15 protein-coding genes, 1 tRNA gene and 1 pseudogene are annotated in these 16,157 nt (G+C 71.7%); 10 read left to right on the top strand and 7 right to left on the bottom strand.

What is annotated here, in order from left to right:
* The 5 genes and pseudogenes from CW362_RS34005 to CW362_RS33985 form a co-directional block, all read left to right on the top strand.
* The coding region (locus CW362_RS34005; RefSeq protein WP_206301137.1) for a hypothetical protein at positions 1–696 on the top strand (696 nt) is incomplete at its 5' end.
* A 21-nt stretch (positions 697–717) separates the two neighbouring features.
* Positions 718–1,236, top strand: coding sequence for a DUF4916 domain-containing protein (locus CW362_RS34000; RefSeq protein WP_162684314.1), 519 nt, complete (start codon positions 718–720; stop codon positions 1,234–1,236).
* A 2-nt stretch (positions 1,237–1,238) separates the two neighbouring features.
* Positions 1,239–1,547 carry a hypothetical protein gene (locus tag CW362_RS33995; RefSeq protein ID WP_240658172.1) on the top strand — a complete coding sequence of 103 codons (309 nt, stop codon included), beginning with the start codon at positions 1,239–1,241 and terminating at the stop codon, positions 1,545–1,547.
* A 76-nt stretch (positions 1,548–1,623) separates the two neighbouring features.
* A pseudogene (locus CW362_RS45740) lies at positions 1,624–1,809 on the top strand (IS5/IS1182 family transposase); the annotation flags it as partial.
* Between the two features lie 78 nt (positions 1,810–1,887).
* Positions 1,888–3,855 carry a HEAT repeat domain-containing protein gene (locus CW362_RS33985; RefSeq protein WP_162684313.1) on the top strand — a complete coding sequence of 656 codons (1,968 nt, stop codon included), beginning with the start codon at positions 1,888–1,890 and terminating at the stop codon, positions 3,853–3,855.
* Positions 3,856–3,876: 21 nt separating this feature from the next.
* Here the strand turns inward: CW362_RS33985 and CW362_RS33980 are convergent, their stop codons facing one another.
* The 5 genes from CW362_RS33980 to CW362_RS33960 all read right to left on the bottom strand — a co-directional run bounded on the left by CW362_RS33980 (position 3,877) and on the right by CW362_RS33960 (position 9,434).
* Positions 3,877–5,034 (bottom strand): vWA domain-containing protein, encoded by a 1,158-nt coding sequence (locus CW362_RS33980; protein ID WP_103553464.1) that lies wholly within the window; start codon positions 5,032–5,034, stop codon positions 3,877–3,879.
* Between the two features lie 41 nt (positions 5,035–5,075).
* Positions 5,076–6,287, bottom strand: coding sequence for an AAA family ATPase (locus CW362_RS33975; protein WP_103553468.1), 1,212 nt, complete (start codon positions 6,285–6,287; stop codon positions 5,076–5,078).
* Between the two features lie 14 nt (positions 6,288–6,301).
* Positions 6,302–8,122, bottom strand: coding sequence for an ankyrin repeat domain-containing protein (locus CW362_RS33970; protein ID WP_103553463.1), 1,821 nt, complete (start codon positions 8,120–8,122; stop codon positions 6,302–6,304).
* Positions 8,119–9,252, bottom strand: coding sequence for a leucine-rich repeat domain-containing protein (locus CW362_RS33965; protein ID WP_103553462.1), 1,134 nt, complete (start codon positions 9,250–9,252; stop codon positions 8,119–8,121). Before CW362_RS33965 ends, CW362_RS33970 begins: the two co-directional genes overlap by 4 nt.
* Before the next feature lie 106 nt (positions 9,253–9,358).
* Positions 9,359–9,434 (bottom strand) — tRNA-Arg (locus CW362_RS33960).
* Positions 9,435–9,758: 324 nt separating this feature from the next.
* Between CW362_RS33960 and CW362_RS33955 the strand changes: the two genes are divergently transcribed.
* Positions 9,759–10,133: a hypothetical protein gene (locus tag CW362_RS33955; protein WP_103553461.1), complete on the top strand. Its 375-nt coding sequence runs from the start codon at positions 9,759–9,761 to the stop codon at positions 10,131–10,133.
* Positions 10,134–10,523: 390 nt separating this feature from the next.
* On the opposite strand, the gene CW362_RS33950 is transcribed toward CW362_RS33955, so the two are convergent.
* Entirely contained in the window at positions 10,524–10,967 is a 444-nt protein-coding gene (locus CW362_RS33950; RefSeq protein WP_103553460.1) for a MarR family winged helix-turn-helix transcriptional regulator, read from the bottom strand.
* Positions 10,968–11,076: 109 nt separating this feature from the next.
* Here CW362_RS33950 and CW362_RS33945 point away from each other — a divergent pair, with 109 nt between their 5' ends.
* From CW362_RS33945 to CW362_RS33930, 4 genes are all read left to right on the top strand, one after another.
* Positions 11,077–12,000: a quinone oxidoreductase family protein gene (locus CW362_RS33945; protein ID WP_103553459.1), complete on the top strand. Its 924-nt coding sequence runs from the start codon at positions 11,077–11,079 to the stop codon at positions 11,998–12,000.
* Between the two features lie 72 nt (positions 12,001–12,072).
* Positions 12,073–12,510, top strand: coding sequence for a glutaredoxin domain-containing protein (locus tag CW362_RS33940; RefSeq protein ID WP_103553458.1), 438 nt, complete (start codon positions 12,073–12,075; stop codon positions 12,508–12,510).
* A gap of 404 nt (positions 12,511–12,914) precedes the next feature.
* Positions 12,915–13,889, top strand: a complete 975-nt coding sequence (locus tag CW362_RS33935; protein WP_103553457.1) for a phage baseplate protein — start codon at positions 12,915–12,917, stop codon at positions 13,887–13,889.
* A gap of 148 nt (positions 13,890–14,037) precedes the next feature.
* Positions 14,038–15,021, top strand: coding sequence for a phosphotransferase family protein (locus CW362_RS33930; protein ID WP_103553456.1), 984 nt, complete (start codon positions 14,038–14,040; stop codon positions 15,019–15,021).
* A 196-nt stretch (positions 15,022–15,217) separates the two neighbouring features.
* Here CW362_RS33930 and CW362_RS33925 read toward each other — a convergent pair whose 3' ends face one another.
* Positions 15,218–16,036, bottom strand: coding sequence for an SAM-dependent methyltransferase (locus CW362_RS33925; RefSeq protein WP_103553455.1), 819 nt, complete (start codon positions 16,034–16,036; stop codon positions 15,218–15,220).
* Positions 16,037–16,157: the final 121 nt, after the last annotated feature.

Here is a 16,157-nt window from a genome sequence, read left to right as displayed (position 1 = left end):
TCCTCGCTCGCCGAGGTGCACTTCATGCTTGGGCAGAATTCGGAGGCGGGGAAACTTTTTGAGGAGGCCAGAAAGATTGATCGCGAGGATCGGCCGCGTCCGCCGTTCCTGTACTCGCAGAGCCTCTTCCGCTACGGGTACTTCCTGATCGAGACCGGCCATGCAGATCAGGTCCTGGATGAGGCGGAGCGCGACCAGGAGTGGGGCACCAATGGCCAGGACAGCTCTCTCCTCTCCAGGGCCATCCGATTGCTCGTACTAGGTGCGGCCCGGCTGAGCCTGATGGAGCGAGAAGTCCGGAGCACCGACTTCGTCCACGGGACACAAGAAATTTTGGACGACGCTGTAGCGATGTTCCGGACCGCAGGCTATGCCGACTACAGCGTGCGCGGGCTCTTGGAACGGGCGCGTTTCTACCGACTCCGCCATCAGATTGAAGACGACGACTACATTCGAGCGCAAGAGGATCTAGACAGGGCGTCTTCGGAAGCGGAACGGGGACAGATGGACCTACTGCGCGCCGACATCCTGCTCGAGCGGGCCGCCTCCTACCGTGAGTTCACGAGAATGATGACCGATGCAGAGAGAGAAGCGTTGAAGGGCCGACTCTCGGGATTGCTCAAAGAAGTTGGGGAACTGGTTCGCACCATGCAGTACGCAAGACGAGATGGGTGGTTGAAGGAACTGGTGGACTGAAGCCGAAGCCTTGGAGGGATTGTGCAGGAGCACACTAACGCCGGAGACCGCTGGATCCCGGAGGAGGACTACCAGTTCGTCTGCGCGCGAGTGCCAATTCTGTGCGTCGATTTGCTCCCTGTGATCGCAGGAACAAGCAGGTTCGGACTCATCAAGCGGGACACATACGATGGAGACCGGGGTCTGAACCTCGTTGGTGGCAGGGTGTTGCTCGATGAATCCCTAGTCGAGGCGGTGGATCGGCACGTTGATGCAACGCTGGGTTCGGCCGTAAGCGTCGACACGGCGAGTCTGGCTTGGGTCGGCGTATATCAGTACTACCGTCAACCTCGACCAGGTGAACTGCACGATCCACGGAAGAACGCCGTGTCGATCACCTACGCAGGGATCATCGAAGGGGAGCCCCGCGCAGCGGGAGAGGCACTCTCGTTCCACACCTTTGAGCTCAGCTCACCACCGGCGCCCAGTACCTTCGGATTTGGGCAAGGCAAGGTGGCCTACGAGGCCCTCACCCGCTGGCGGCAACTGCATGGGGCATAACTATGGAGCACACCCGGTTCGGACCACTCGGCCACTGGTGGGACCGGGTGGAGGCGGCACTCGCCCTGCACGAGGGCGAGGGTGCCGGGATGGCGCCGGTAGTGGCCCTCGTACTCGACCACCTCGGCATCACCCTGGACGACGCCACCCTCGCCGGGCCCTGGCCCAGCCTGACGCTCGCCGAGGACGACGCGCCGTCGGCGCCACTGGGCGCCACCTACGCGGGCGAGGGACCGTCCCGCCCGGGACTGTCGAGATCTTGTAAGGCCCTGCAACGGTCACCCTCCGCGTTCGCTCCCCAAGATCTGTGACAGAGCCCAGAACTCGTCAACAAACGCTGTCGTAAGAAGTGATCGAAGCCAGCCGCTCGTTTGACAGACCCCGCCCCGGCTGGTGGTCGCGGCCGCCCGGTCGGTGTCGGGCACCACCGCGGATGCCCATGCCTGGCGGGCGTCCGGGCTGAACCGGCACTGCCAGGAAGTGACCGTGCTGGGCGACGGCGCCTGTCTCAACTGCGGCATGGCGGTGCCCCACCACAGACGCCCCGGACGGCCTCTCCTCAAGGCTGAGAAATCGGGCGACAGGACCGCTGGATTCCTGGACGATGGCGGCCGGTGACGAACGGGACGACGCGATACGGACGGGACGGCATTGACGGGAATGTCGCTGGAGGCGCTGGACGCCGTGGTGTGGGACGGACTCGGGACGAGGCGTCCGGACGAACCGGTCAGGAGTGTGCCGCGGGCGCTGCGCCGGCTCGCCCGCGCGGGTGCGCGGGCGACGGAGGAGGACTGCCACCCGCTGTACTGCCTCGTGACGGAGAAGGAGGGCGGGACGCCGTCCGCGGCGGCGGTCGCCCTGCCGTTCGTCATCGCGCTCGCCGCCGACCCGGCCATGGGCGCGCGGGTGACCCTCGTCGAGTTGCTGGCGGACATGCGGGCGCCGGCCCTGGAGGACGAGGACTGGACGGGAGCGCGGGCTCTGCTCGCGGACCCCGAACCGGCCGTGCGGCGGGCGGCGATCCCCCTGGCGGACGGGATCCCGGGGCTGCTGGAGCGCTGGCGGGCGGAGACGGACCCCGCGGTACGGATCCCGCTCCTGCACGCACTCGGCGAGGCCGCGCCGCGGGAGACCGGAGCGGGTCCGGCCGACGGCGCCGCCGACGTACAGGCGGTACTGGCGGAGCTGCTCGCCGGGGACGATCCGCTGCTGTGGCTCGCGGCCGTTCACGCCTCGGCGGAACGCGACCGGGGACTCCCGGCCCGGGAGATGACCCGGCTGGTCGACGTGCTCTGCGACCCCGCGCTGCGGCCACGGTTCGAAGAGGTCTGGTACACCCCGGCGGTCGACGGTCCCTGGACCCGCGAGGAGGTGGTCCGGTCGACGGCGTGGACGCTCGAGCACGACCCCGACGCCGAACTCCGCTTCGTGCTGCGGCTGTTCGAGACGGCGGACCGCACCGGGGACACCGCGCTGAACCGGGAGACACTGGACCTGGCGTGGCAGCTCCTCACCCGGCGGCGTTCCGCGGAAGCGGCCCTGCTGGCACCGGCCGGCGCTCTGCTGGCCAGTCCGGACGACGCCGTACGGCTGCGGGCCGTACACATACTCGCGGTACTGGGCCCGGCGGCGGCCCCCTACGCGGACCGGCTCGCCGAACTGGTCGACGACGAGGGAAGCGACCTGTACCTCGACGGAAGGATCTGCGAGATCGCCCGTTGGGCACTGGCCCGGATCGGTGACCCGCGCGCCCTGCCGGGCCTGGTCGACCAGCTCCGCGCGCAGGAGGAGGAGCAGGGCCGCTCGTACATCGCCGGCGATCCGAGACGGCCGGACGTCAAGGACGTGCTGATCCCGCTGTCGGCGTACGCGGACGTGCTGCTGCCCGAGATGCGCGAGGCGCTCCGGCCGGACGGGACCCGGCGTGACGTGACCCGCGCGTTCCTGCCGGTGCTGGAGGCATGGGGCGAGGCCGCGTTGCCGGCCCTGCCCGATCTCCTGCCGCTGCTCGCCGACACCCGGACGTCGTTCGACGTGATGCGCGTACTGAGAGCCCTGGGTCCGGCCGCCGCGTCGGCCGGACCAGCCCTGCGCGCCTGCCAGGTGCTGCACGATCCCGGCAACCACTCGTTCGTGGCCTGGACCGCCGCGTACATCGACGAGGACCGTGCCGCGGCGCTGCGGCTCATCGGCGACGCGGTCACGACGGCGCAGGAACCCGGACACGGGCCGATCGACGCCCTGGCCGGCTTCGGCCTCGACGCCGCCCCCTACGCGGACCGGGTCCGGCGCGTCATGGAGAACAGCACGCACTGGACACGTCTCACCGCCGCGATCACGCTCTGGTCGATCACGGGACGGGCCGAACCGAGCCTGCGCGTCCTCGAGGAGTTCATCACGCCGGTCGCCGAGGGCGGCGACGGCTTCGGCTTCTTCCATGACGCGCTCCGGGCCCTCGTCCGTCTGGGCGGGACCAGCCCGGCGATCCGGGCCGCGCTGCTGACCGTCCGGCGGTCGGACCGCCGGCTGAGCGCGGAGGGGGGATACCCGATGGTCCTCCAGGACCAGGAGCTGCGCGCCCTGGTCGAACAGGCCCTCGCGGACGTGGAACGCACGTGACCGAGCGCACCGGGCCGTGCGTCAGGTGGGAATGCGTACCGTCTCCACCCAGCCCGGGGGCTGCGGTGCGCTGGAGCCGATCAGGGCCGCGATGACGCGGCAGGGCAGGTTCTCGGCGGGCCAGGGGGTGAGCCCGTCGGTGAGGACCACGACGATGTTCGGGCGCTCCGGCGCCGCGAGCGCCGCCTCGATGCCGACGCGCATGTCCGTGCCGCCACCGCCTCCCAGGGTGATCTGCTCGGTGGCCGTCACCCGGGACACGGCCTGGACGTCGGCGTCGCAGGCGAGCACGGTCACGCGGTTGCCCCGTATGCCCACCTCGCGCAGGACGCCCGTCACCTCCCCGAGGGCCGCGGCCAGTTCGGCGTCGCCCATGGAGCCGGAGGTGTCGATGACGACGGCCACCCGCGGCAGCGGCCGGCGCAGGCTCGGCAGGACGACGCCGCGCAGCGCGGGGGTGCGGCGCGAGGGGCGGCGGTAGGTGTAGTCGACGGCTCCGCCCGCCCATGCGGCGGCCTCCCGGACCGCGCCGGACAGCGCCTGCCGCCAGTCCACCGTGGGTTCCAGGACCTCCTCGGCCCAGCGCTGCCAGCCCCCGGGCAGGGTGCCACGGCCGCGCAGGTGGGCGCGCATCGCCTCGGCGGTCTGTCGCCGCAGGGCCTGCGCCTCGACGTCGCCGAGCCGTGCGGGTCCGCCGGAGTCGGAGAGTTCCCAGGGCGCGGGCCGGCCGTGGGCGCCCGATCCGCAGTCCGGTGTCCGCACGTGGGGCGGCAGCAGGTCGAGGTACGCCTCGAAGAACCCGCCTTCGGGGAGGCCGAAGAGGCGGGGTTCCACGCGGCCTTCGGGGAGGTGCAGGCCGTCGGCGAGCAGGTCGTCGTTGATCTCGCAGTCCTGGGCGACGTTGACGCGGTGCCAGTCGCGCTGGGCGGCGGCGGGCAGCCGGTCCGCGCGGCCGTGGTGGTCGCGCAGCAGGTGTGCCGCCTCGTGCACCCACACGCCCGCGAGTTCGGGCACCGGTGTCGCGTCGACGAAGGCGGGAGACACGTAGCAGCGCCAGTACCGGTCCACGCCCATCGTCGGCACGTCGGTGCTCGGGACGACGGTCAGGGAGTAGAGCGCGGCCGCCAGGTAGGGCCGGTCGCTCGCCGCGCGGTAGCGGGCGGCGAGCAGTTTGGTCATGTCCAGGGCGGGACGGGAACCGTCCGTCTTCCCCGCGGACCTCACCGGCCCAGCGCCCCGGACATCTGGAGCAGGTCGAGGAACCCGTCGATGCCCGGCGGTACGGGCCAGTCGAGCTGCCGCATCGACGCGAGGTCGGTGGCGGCCCGGGCGGCCACGTCGGGTACGCCCGCGTCCACGGCCTTCGCCAGGACCGCCCAGCCCGCCTCCCAGCGGGGCCGGGTGAGGTCGCTCTGGATGGCGGCGACCACCGCGATGAGGAACGCCAGTTGCCGGTCCCCGCGGTCGGGCAGGGCGAAGGCGTCCGGGTCGGCGAGGACACGGTCGGGGTCGGGGAGGTCGAGGTGTTCGAGGTAGGACAGCAGCTCCAGGCCCGCGCCGTCCCCGAGGGCACCGGTGAGCGCGGCGGCCAGCGCCTCGCGGCCGACACCGGCCGCGTAACCGGTGGCGAGCAGTCTGAGCGCCATCTCCCAGGTCCGGGGGGACGGCCAGGACCGACCCCGGCTCTCGGCATCGCCGGGAATGTGGTGGACCAGGCCGGGCCGGGCGGTGAGGAAGCCGGAGATCGCGCCGCGGGCGCGGGCGACCGCGCCGGGCACCTTGGCGGCGCCGACGACGGGCACGGCCACCTCCGGCCACGTGCCGGCCATGCCGCGGGCGACGGTCCGGGAGTCGTGGGTCCATTCGAGGTGGACGAACCGGTTGGCGAGCGGCGGGCTGAGGTGCCAGCCGTCGGCCGCGCTGGAGGGCGGATTGGCGGCGGCGACGATCCGTACCGCCTCCGGCAGGACCAGGCTGCCCACCCGTCGTTCGAGCACCACGCGCAGCAGGGCCGCCTGCACGGCGGGCGGAGCGGAGGAGAGTTCGTCGAAGAAGAGCAGGCCCTGTCCGGCCTTGGCGAGGCGGACCGCCCAGTCGGGCGGGGCCATCGGGACGCCGGTCGTGGCCGGGTCGTCACCGACGATGGGCAGTCCGGCGAAGTCGGAGGGTTCGTGCACGCTGGCGATGACCGTCTCCAGCGGCAGGCCGAGCCCGGCGGCGAGCTGCTCCAGGGCAGCCGACTTGCCGATCCCCGGTTCCCCCCACAGCAGGACGGGCTGATTGGCCGTCACGGCGAGGGCCAGCGCCTCCAGTTGCGGGTTCGCGGCGGGTTCGGTGCGGTGCGTGCGCAGCCTGCGGTTGAGGTCGTCCGCGGCCGCCAGCGGGCCGGCGGGCGCGGCGTCCGCGACGGACGCCGCGGACGCGGTGGACATGGTGCCGTCGATGCTCAAGAGGGCTGCTCTTCCTGGTCGTCGAGCTCGTCGGGCTCGTCCTCGTCGTCGGACTCCTCGGCGTAGTACTCCGCTCGCTCGTCCATCCACTCGTCCCACCACTCGGCTCCGACGCCGGGGTGCTCCGCCTGGACGCGCTTCTGGAGGAAGGCCAGGTCGGGCCGCTTGTAGCGGCGGACGACCTGGGCGAGCGACAGTTCGGACTGGTCGACCACGTCGAGCCGCGCCCCGGCGGCGACGAGCGCCTCCACCAGCGCCTTCGAACCCAGGTCGTTGGCCGCGACGAACAGCGGTGTGCGGTCCCGCTGGTCGCGGGCCTCGAGGTCCAACCCCTCCGCCAGCAGCCGCGGCAGGATCATCTCGTGGTCGAGGAGGTTCAGTACGTGCAGCAGGGTACGGCCGCCCGCGTCCCGTACGCGGGGGTCGACACCGGCGTCGAGGAGTTCGAGCACCCCGGGGGTGTCGCCGTGCTGGGCGCGCAGGAACAGTTCGTTGCGCTGCGCCCGCAGCGCTTTGGGCAGGCGGCCGTCTCCGGACGTCAGGGTCTGCTGCACGGCGAAGCATCCGGCGACGGCACCGCCGAAGGCCCGCAGGGCGCGCTCGCGCTGTTGTTCCTCGTCGCTGTGCGGCATGCGCAGCAGGACGCCGGGGCGGAAGGCCACCTCGTGCCATTCCCCGCGGCACCTGACCCGCACCGGTCCGGGAGGCGTCGGTCCCGGGGGGCCGGCCGGGCCGGCCGGGGCGGGGAGGGCGGGGAACAGCGCCTCGCGGACGAGGGGGTGCAGATGTTCCGCCACGACTCCCCCGGCGCGCATCAGGTCGAGGTCGGGGAGTCTGCGCCACAGGGCCTCGGCGAGTACGGGCTCGCCCTTGACCTCGTCCCGGTCGACGGCTCGTACCAGCAGTCCGCCCGTGTCCGCGGGCTCCAGCAGGACGTAGGTCCGCCAGTGCGCGGCGATGACGAAGCGGTCGCCGACGCCCTCGGCGATCTGCCGGCGGACCTCCGGCTCCAGGCGGGTGTGGGCGAGCGCGATCCCGCCCAGGAGCTCTTCCAGCGCCACCCGGTACCAGTTCTGGTTCTGCGGGCGTGTCAGGTCCGCCTCGATGCCGAGGGCGGCGAGGGCGGCCGGTGTCTCGCCCCTCTGGTGCAGCAGCGTGGCCCACTCGGCCCGCGCCACCGGGTCGTCCGCGCCGGGATCGGCCGTGGGCAGTTCGTCCGTGCCGCGCGCCGTGGCGTCGGCGTGGAAGAACGGCGGCCGGTCCGTACCGCCGCCGCAGCGTTCGAGCAGCTCGGTGGTGTGCCGTGCGTCCCACAGGTACCGCGCGGACCGCCAGTCCTCCGTGTCCGGCCCGAAGACCCCCGCGGCCCGTTCGTCCTTGACCGTGCCGAACCGCAGGGCGATCCGCTGCGGTCCGGCGATCATCGCGGGTGTGGTGACGTGCAGGTAGCACGTGGCCAGACGGTCCTCGTCGGCCGTCTTCGGGCGGTAGCGCGCGAGGACGACCGTCCGGTCCGTGGCGAGCGTGGTCTGCCCGCCGAGCGAGCGCGGCAGATGCCAGCGCAGCAGGTCGGGGACGAAGTGACGGAGGTCGTCCTCCAGGGCCGTGGCGACGTCGTCGCCGCAGCGGGCGGCGACCTCGGACAGGTCGAAGCCGATGTCGACGTTCGCCGCCGCGCAGGCCCCCCGCCAGTCACCGGCCAGCCGGGACGCGGTCGCGCGTTCGATCATCCAGCGGGGCACCGCGTACCGGCGGATCCGGCGCCGGCTCGACACCTCGTCCGGGGGGAAGCAGCGGAGTTCGCCACGAGAGCTCAACGGTAGACACTCCCTATCGCGCGCAGGTCGGGGTGCGCCCTGCCGACGGGCCGAAGGCGTTGGGTGAAGGACCGCTTCACCTTGCGGGGCAGACCGGGCCCCAGACCGACGTACTCCAGGGGTGAGCCGTCGGGCACCGCGGCCAGCAGTGTCTTCGCGCCGCGGCCGGTCAGGCCGGTGTGGCACAGCTCCAGCCGGCGCAGCGGGCTGCCGGGCAGGGCGGCGGCCAGCGCGTGGACGCCTTCGTCGCCGGTGGTGTTGGCGGGCGCGCCGAGGCTGCGCGCCGACAGCGGCCGGCCCAGGTCGAGTGCCTCGATGCCGCCGAGGGAGTCGGCGAGGGCCCGGGCACCGGCGGGGCCGATGCCGTTTCCGCCCAGGCCGAGGCGTACGGGGCGCCCGGGGTCGACGGCTCCGGCGAGGACCGCGACGCCCTCGTCCCCGAGGTGGTTGGCGGGGAGGTACAGCTCGCGCACGCCCGCGTCACGGATCAACTCGGCCAGGATCGGGGCCGCTTCGGCGGTCAGGCCGTTGCCGCCGAGGAAGAGCCGTTCCACCGGGGCGGGCCGGTCGACGAGGGTGTCGCGCAGGGCCCGAAGACCGTCGGTGGTCAGGCCGGTGTTGACCAGGTCGAGGGTGCGCAGCGTGGTGTTGCGGCGGAGCGTCGCGGCGAGCGCGCGGGCGCCGTGGTCGCCCACCGGGTTGCGCTTGAGCCACAGGGCGTGGACCGTCACGTCCGTCGTCAGCGCGTCGGCGAGCGCGGTGACGCCCTCGCGGCCGATGCGGTTGCAGCCGAGGTAGAGCGTGTGCAGGCCGTGGTCCCCGGCGAGCGCGTCGGCGACCGTGCGGGCTCCTTCGTCGCCGATGGCGTTGGTGCCGAGCAGGACGTGAGCGGCGTGCGGGGAGGCGGCGGCCACGGGCATCAGCCGGGCGGCGCCGCCCGCTCCGAGTCCCTGCTTGCACAGGTCGACGCGTCCGTCCGCGCGTACGGTGCCGAGCGGGAAGGTCTCGTCGGCCTCGACCGGCCGGGCGGACCGCAGCCGGGCGAGCAGCGGCTCCAGCGCGGCGGGTTCGCTGATCGGGATGTCGGGGTGCTCGATCGCGGGGCAGCGTACGGGCGTCGGCTGCGTCATCACCACTCCACCGGTCCATCGCCGGTGCCCGGCGCGGTGAGAGCGGCATCGCCCTCCGCCCGCCCGGGGTGAACCGACGCCAATCGACATTCCTCCACGACAAAGGTGGCAAGACCGGTCGGATTCGAACCGACGTCCTCCAGCTCGATGCTTGGGCGCGACGACCTCTGCGCTACAGCCTTGCCGCGGTGGATCATAGCGGCTTTCGCCCCCGCGTTCGAACCCGGTTGGGCACGTCCGGGATCGAACGGCCCGGAGGAAAGGCCCGCGGGGCACTTCGGGCGGATCCGCCGTTCCCCGGCTCGTACATGAAGTCCCGCCAGCCGTAAGCACCCTGACCGTCGATCACCTGTGCGACCGTATGAGACCCTGCCGTGCGCGGGCCTGCCGCCGCGGAAGACGGCGATCGCCTCCGACACCCTGACCTGTACCCGGTGCGGCGTGCGCCGTCCCCGCGGTCGAGCACCGCCTTCCCATGAGCCCGAACCGAACCCCAGGGGGAATTGATGAACTCCGTCATCCGCAAGGCAGCCCATCTCGCCGTCGTCGCCGGTGCGGTCGCGGCCGCGTCCATGGCCGGTGCCCCGGCCGCGAACGCGGAGCCGGTCCAGCACGGTTGCGCGTACCCGTACGTCTGCTTCTACGTGAACCGGGCGGCCGTCACGGCCGGCCACCCCGCCGCCAAGTTCCAGGTCGTCACCAGCGGATTCCAGGACGTCACGTCCCGCGACGGCTACATCGTCCTCAACACCCGTAACGACGACGTGGCCTACCTGCGCAGCAACGCGGGCACGCTCTGCGTCGGGCCGAACACGACCACCGTGATGAGCCCCGGCATCACCATCAACGGCATCAAGATCTCCAGCAGCGCGACCTGCTGACCCCGCCGCGGGCGCGCCCCGTGCGCGCCCGCGGGCACACCCCACGCATCGACCGCACCCGGCCCTGGGCGGCAGCGTTCACCACCGCCCGGCACCAGTGCGCCTGCTTCACCGGGGAAGCCGGGGAAACCGGGGACACACGATCCGCCGTTCAACAGCTCACGGTCCTCCTGGGGGACCGGACGCGACTGGAGGGCTCCGACAGCCCCACGTTCTCGCCGGCCGGCGCAGATCATCGACGACGCGCAGCAGGTGCCGGAGCCCGGTCATCGCCAGCTCGCCCTCGCACACCGCATGCCCGACCAGCTGCAACACCTCTGAGCCGCAAGCCTCCACCGCCGGTACGCGCCCCCCGCCCCATGGCCCTCCCGCCGACAGCGCTCGGCGGCGCTACGCCTCGTACACCCGGGTCAGCAACGCCACCAGTTGTTCGCTCTCCGCCGCGTCGAGCGGCGCCAGGAGCACGGCGTTGGCCCGCTCCGCCGACTCCGCGCACCGCTCCAGGGTCCGCACACCCTTCGGCGTCACCGTCACCGCGTTCTTGCGCCGGTCCCGTGGATCGGGTTCCCGTACCGCCAGCCCCGCTTCCTCCAGGTCGTTGAGGAGGAGGACCACGTCCTTGGCGTCGAATCCCAGCCGTCGCACCACGTCCGCCTGGGCGACCGGCCCGTACTCGGACACCGTCGCGAGCACGGCGTGATGCGACAGCCTCAACCCTTCCCCGGCGATCGCGTCGGCGACCAGGCTCCGGCCGCGCGCCGCCACCCGGCCGGCCAGCCAACTCGGCAAGGACTGGATGTGCGTCAGGGCGGACGGGCGCTCGGCGGATGTCATGGGAGCAGGCTATCCCGAATTCATTGGACTTCCCAACGATCTCGCCGTACGCTACAAATCCGTTGGGAATCCCAACGTTTACGAGCCCTGCCACACACCGGAGGTGTCCATGCGTCGTGTCCGCCACGAAGCCGGCGGAAGTGCCCGGGTCCTCTTCACCGAGGAGGTGCCCGCTCCGGAGCCCGGCCCCTGTGAACTGCTCATCCGTACCGAGGCGATCGGCGTCACGCTGCCGACCGTGCGGAAGGTGCGCGAGGGCACCGGGCCCGTCCCCCTCGGCGGCGAGGTGGCGGGTACCGTCACCGCCGTCGGCGAGGGCGTCACCCGTTTCACGGTGGGCGACCGCGTCATAGGACTCTGCTTCTCCCACGCCTACGCCGAACTGGCCCTCGTCCACGAGGCGATGGCCTCCACGGTTCCCGAACGGGCCACCAGCGCCGAGGCCGTGGCGCTGGTCCGGAGCGGCCTGGTGGCACGCGGAGCCTACGAGGCCGGCCGCCCCGGCCCCGGCGACGCGGTCCTGGTCACCGCCGCGGCCAGCGCCGTCGGCACGCTGGCCCTTCAGTACGCGAAGGCGGGCGGGGCCTCCCGCGTGGTCGCGGCCGTCAGCAGCGCGGACAAGGCGGACTTCGTCCGTGCCCTCGGCGCCGACGAGGTCGTGCTGTACGGGGACGAGTCCTGGGGCGATCCGGTCGACATCGTCCTCGACGGAGTCGGCGGAGAACTGCTGGGCCCCGCCGTGCGCGCCCTGGCCCCCGGCGGCCGACTGGTCGCCTTCAGCTCGGGCGGCGGCACGGTCGACGCCTACGAACTGCTCGTCCGGAGCGCCTCGGTCATCGGCTTCCAGATGGCGGCCGTCGCCCGGACCCGACCCGAGGTGTACACGCGCTGGCTCGACGAGTTGTGGGAACTCCACCGCGACCGCACGCTGCGCCCCCGGATATTCGCCCGGATCCCGCTCGCCGAAGCACCACGCGCGCACGAGATCATCGAGTCCCGCCGCAATCTCGGCAAGGTCGTCCTGGTCCCCTGAGAGCGGAACGAGCAACTCGGGAGTGGCGGCGGGAGGCCCGGCCCCGGAACGGCATCGATAACCTGCGTCACCATGACGCGCATCTGGATCCTGCCGATACTGCTCGTACTCTGTGGCTCGCTCGTCGCGACCGGGCTGATCCTCAGCGGGAGCCCCGGCGAAGCCGCAGCGCTCCTAATGATGTTCTCCCTGCTCGCAGCCGTGAACTCGCCCCTGGTCTTCCCCAGGTCGATCGACGCGCTGGAAGCACGACGCCGCAGCGCGACCGACGGTCGGCCGGTCGTCTACTGGCGGCCGGGCTGTACGTACTGCCTGCGATTGCGCGTCCGGCTGGGCCGTAGCGCCCGCCGGTTGTACTGGGTGAACATCTGGCGCGACCCGGCAGGAGCGGCGGCGGTGAGGGAGGCCAACGGCGGCGACGAGACCGTGCCGACCGTCGTCGTGGCGGGCCGCCCGCACACCAACCCCGATCCTGAATGGGTACGCGGACAACTCCCGCCCTCCGCATGACCGGGAACGGCGTCCTGCCGGAGAGGGGGCGGCGTCCCACCGGAGAGGGGGCGGCGGACCTGGGCCTGCACCGCGCCATGACGGCCGATGGCCGGCGGGCCCGACACCCTTTCCCCGAAACCGAGTTCGGGCCGCACCGGCGATGGCGCGGGAAGCCCGCCGAGGCTTGAGGAGCGCCCGGAGGAGTGCCAGGAACCGGCGGGGCCGCAGGTGCACGGCAGCGGTTCCGGAGCGGCACGGCAGCAATTCCGGAGGGACGGGGCAGCCGGTCGCTCTCGTTCGCCTCCGCCAGGAGACCGGACGCTCAACCGGCCACCGGAACCTGGCACCTTCCTCAGCCCCTGACTTCGCGACAGGTAGCATCAACGCTTCTTCGTCCCCCACATGCGCCTCTGGAGTCCCCCATGAACCACACACATGGTTTTCCCCTCTCCCGCCGCGGCCTCATACGCACGGGCGCCGGCGCCACGCTCGCGGCACTCGGTCTCGGCGCCGGCGCGCAGACCGCCTCCGCCGCTGTGGCCACCACCAAGCGGTTCGATCTCTCGAAGCCTTCGTACGACCTGTTCCGGTCCAAGGACACGCACGGTGCACGGGTCCAGCAGAGCTTCGCCTTCGACTGGGAGAACAAGTTCCTGTTCGTGGCGACCAAGCGGACCGACAGTTCCGATTCCGCCGGTGACCTGTGCATCAACAAGATGGACTTCGACGGGAACTACATCTCGTACATGCACCTCGACGGCTTCGGCCACGGCGTCTCCTTCGCCGCACTGCCGAACGGTTCCGGCACCGACCTGTGGATCGAGTGCGCCGCGAACAGCAATGGCTACGGCATCGCGCTCACCCCCGTCCGTTACACCGCCGGCACCACCCTGAGCTCGCCGGCCGCCTCGGCTGCCTATCGGCCGATCTCCGGGGCCAACGAGTACACCTGCAACGTCGACCCGGTCTACGAGCGCATGATCGTGCGCTACAACACCACCGCCGGCAAGCGCTTCGCCGTGTACCCCCTCTCCGACTTCCAGACGCGCAACATCGGGTCGCCACTGGTCGACTTCGCGCAGCCGTCGATACCCGGCAAAGCGCAGGGCTACGCCCTCTACGGCTCGTACGTGTACTTCATGACGGGTGACCACTACCCCGGCGACGGCGAACCCGTCGGCGACGGCGACACCATGCTCTACAGCATCGACATCAACACTGGCGTTGTGAAGCAGAGCGAGCCCAGCACGGCCGGCTCCACGCTCTGGTGGCGCGAGCCCGAGGGGATGGCCGTCTACCGCACCGATGCCGGAGAGGCCCGTCTCTTCCTCGGCTTCGCCACCGGTAAAGAAGGCGACCGCCGCTCCAGCATCTTCTACAAGAACGTGCTGATCTGAGCCGTGTCCGCCCGGCTGCCGGTCGTCGGCGGCCGGGCGCCGAGGCGCGCGCAAGGGCCGGAAGGCCCTCCGGTCGCTTCGCGCCTCCGGGCCGGGAATCGCCTTCCCGCCCGGTCTGAAGAACGGGATTCCCTGCGAAGATCGAGGGATGGGTTCGGATGAGGACACCGAGAGCATCCGTACGGATCTCGACGGTCGGGGCTGGGGTGCCACACGCTCCTGGGTGGAGAGGGAACTGTCCGGGGCGGAGCACATCGAGAAGGCCGTACGGCTGCGTGGCGGCTGGACGTCGGAGATGCGCCGCCTGGACCTCCACGGTCCGGGTGGTCGGCGCTCGCTGGTCCTGCGGTCCTTCGTCAAACCCTTCTTCGTCCGGCACGCGGAGGGCCTGCTGACCCGTGAGGCGTCCGTCCTGCGCCTGCTCGGTGACACCGCCGTACCCGCGGCCGCCCTCGTGGCGGTGGACGCGACGGCGCGGTACTGCGATCACCCCTCCCTGCTGATGTCCCTGCTGCCGGGAACCGTCCGTCTGGACGATCAGGGTGCCGACGGCCGTGCCGAACTGCTGGCCCGGCAACTGGTGCGCATCCACCGGCTGCCGGTGACCGCGCGACAACGGCCCCGCGTCTATCAGGCCTGGGCCTCCGCCGGGCGAGTGACCCCGCCCGCGGCCACCGGGCGGCCCGGCCTCTGGCAGCGGGCCGTGGACGTCATCCGCCGGGATCCCCCGGCCCATCAGGGGTGCTTTCTGCACCGGGACTTCCATCCCGGCAACGTCCTCTTCACGGACACCGACGACGGTCCTCGGATCAGTGGGGTCGTCGACTGGGTGGAGACCTCTTGGGGACCCGCCGACCTGGACGTGGCCCATTGCTCGACGAACCTCGCCCTGCTGCACGGGGTCCCCGCGGGCATGCGCTTCGCCGATCGCTACGTCACCGCGGGAGGAACCCTGGCCGAAGACGGCACCGACCACCTCTACTGGCGGCTGCTGGACGCGCTGGGGTTCGCCCCGGACGCGGAGAAGGTCGCTGTTCCCTGGCGTGAGCTGGGCCGCGTCGATCTGACGGCAAGCGTCATGGCCCAGAGGCTGGAGGGATACTTGGAATCCCTCTTCGACCGCTACGCCTGAACCGCCGTCGTCGGGACGAACGCCCGCGCAGAAGCCCTCTCCCCCGGCCCCTGCCGGTGCGACACGGCCGTTCGGCGCGGACGGTGGCGGGTGGGTCCCACGCCCCCCGTCCGGTGCCCGCGCGTCGGGTCCTTCTCGTCCGCCCGAGCCAAGGGGCGCCGGCGCGGCCACGGAACCGGCCGACGCCCGCCCGCGGTCAGGCCTTGCGGGCCAGCCCCGCGGCGATGAGGTGTTCCCAGACGGTGAGTTCCCTCTCGCCGCCGCCGTTCCACAGCTCGCCGACCGCTCGGGGCCGCCACAGGGAGGCGGGGACCACTCCGGGGTCGAGGATCTCCAGACCGTCCAGCAGGGACGCTATCTGCTCGTCGGTGCGCCAGCGGCCGCGGCCGAAGGTCTGCTGGAGGACCCTCTCCGCCTCGACCGTCTCCGGGTTGTTGCCGGAACGGAAGTGACTGACGAAGAAGTAGCTTCCGGAGGGCACGCGGTCGCGCCAGTAGCGCACGATCCCGGCGGGGTCCTCCTCGTCGTTGACGTGATGGAGGATGGCGCTGAACATCACGGCCACCGGGCGCTCGAAGTCGATCATCTCCCGGGTTTCGGGGTGGCGGTAGACGGCCTCGGGGTCACGGACATCGGCTTCGACGACCCGGGTCCGGTCGTTCTCCTCCAGCAGGGCCCGTCCGTGGACGAGCACCTGGGGGTCTATGTCGACGTACACCACGCGGGACTCCGGGACGTGCCGCTGCGCGACCTGGTGCACGTTGTCGGCGGTCGGCAGACCACTTCCCAGGTCGATGAACTGGGACACGTCGGTGGTCGTCGCGATCTCCGCGACCGCCCGGGTCAGAGCCGAGCGGTTGGCGAAAGCGATCGCCACCGAGCCGGGAAGATCGCGTTTGAACACATCGCCGATCTCCCGGTCCACGGCGTAGTTGTCCTTGCCGCCCAGCAGATAGTCGTAAACGCGCGCGATGCTGGGCCTTGTGGAGTCGATCGAGGTGCCTTCGCTCGTCATGGCGACCATCCTCCCCCGCGGGAGAACCCGTTGCCCAGCACTTTGGACCATCCAACGGGCAAGACATCCTTCGGTGTTCGGCCCGGCCGTCACCAGGGCACCGAAGGACGTGCCGGACCCC

Origin of the sequence: Streptomyces populi (assembly GCF_002911015.1) — a bacterium.
GTDB classification, from domain to species: Bacteria; Actinomycetota; Actinomycetes; order Streptomycetales; family Streptomycetaceae; genus Streptomyces; species Streptomyces populi.
The sequence above is the reverse complement of the archived record's forward strand: the minus strand, read 5'-3'. Positions and strand labels throughout refer to the sequence as shown.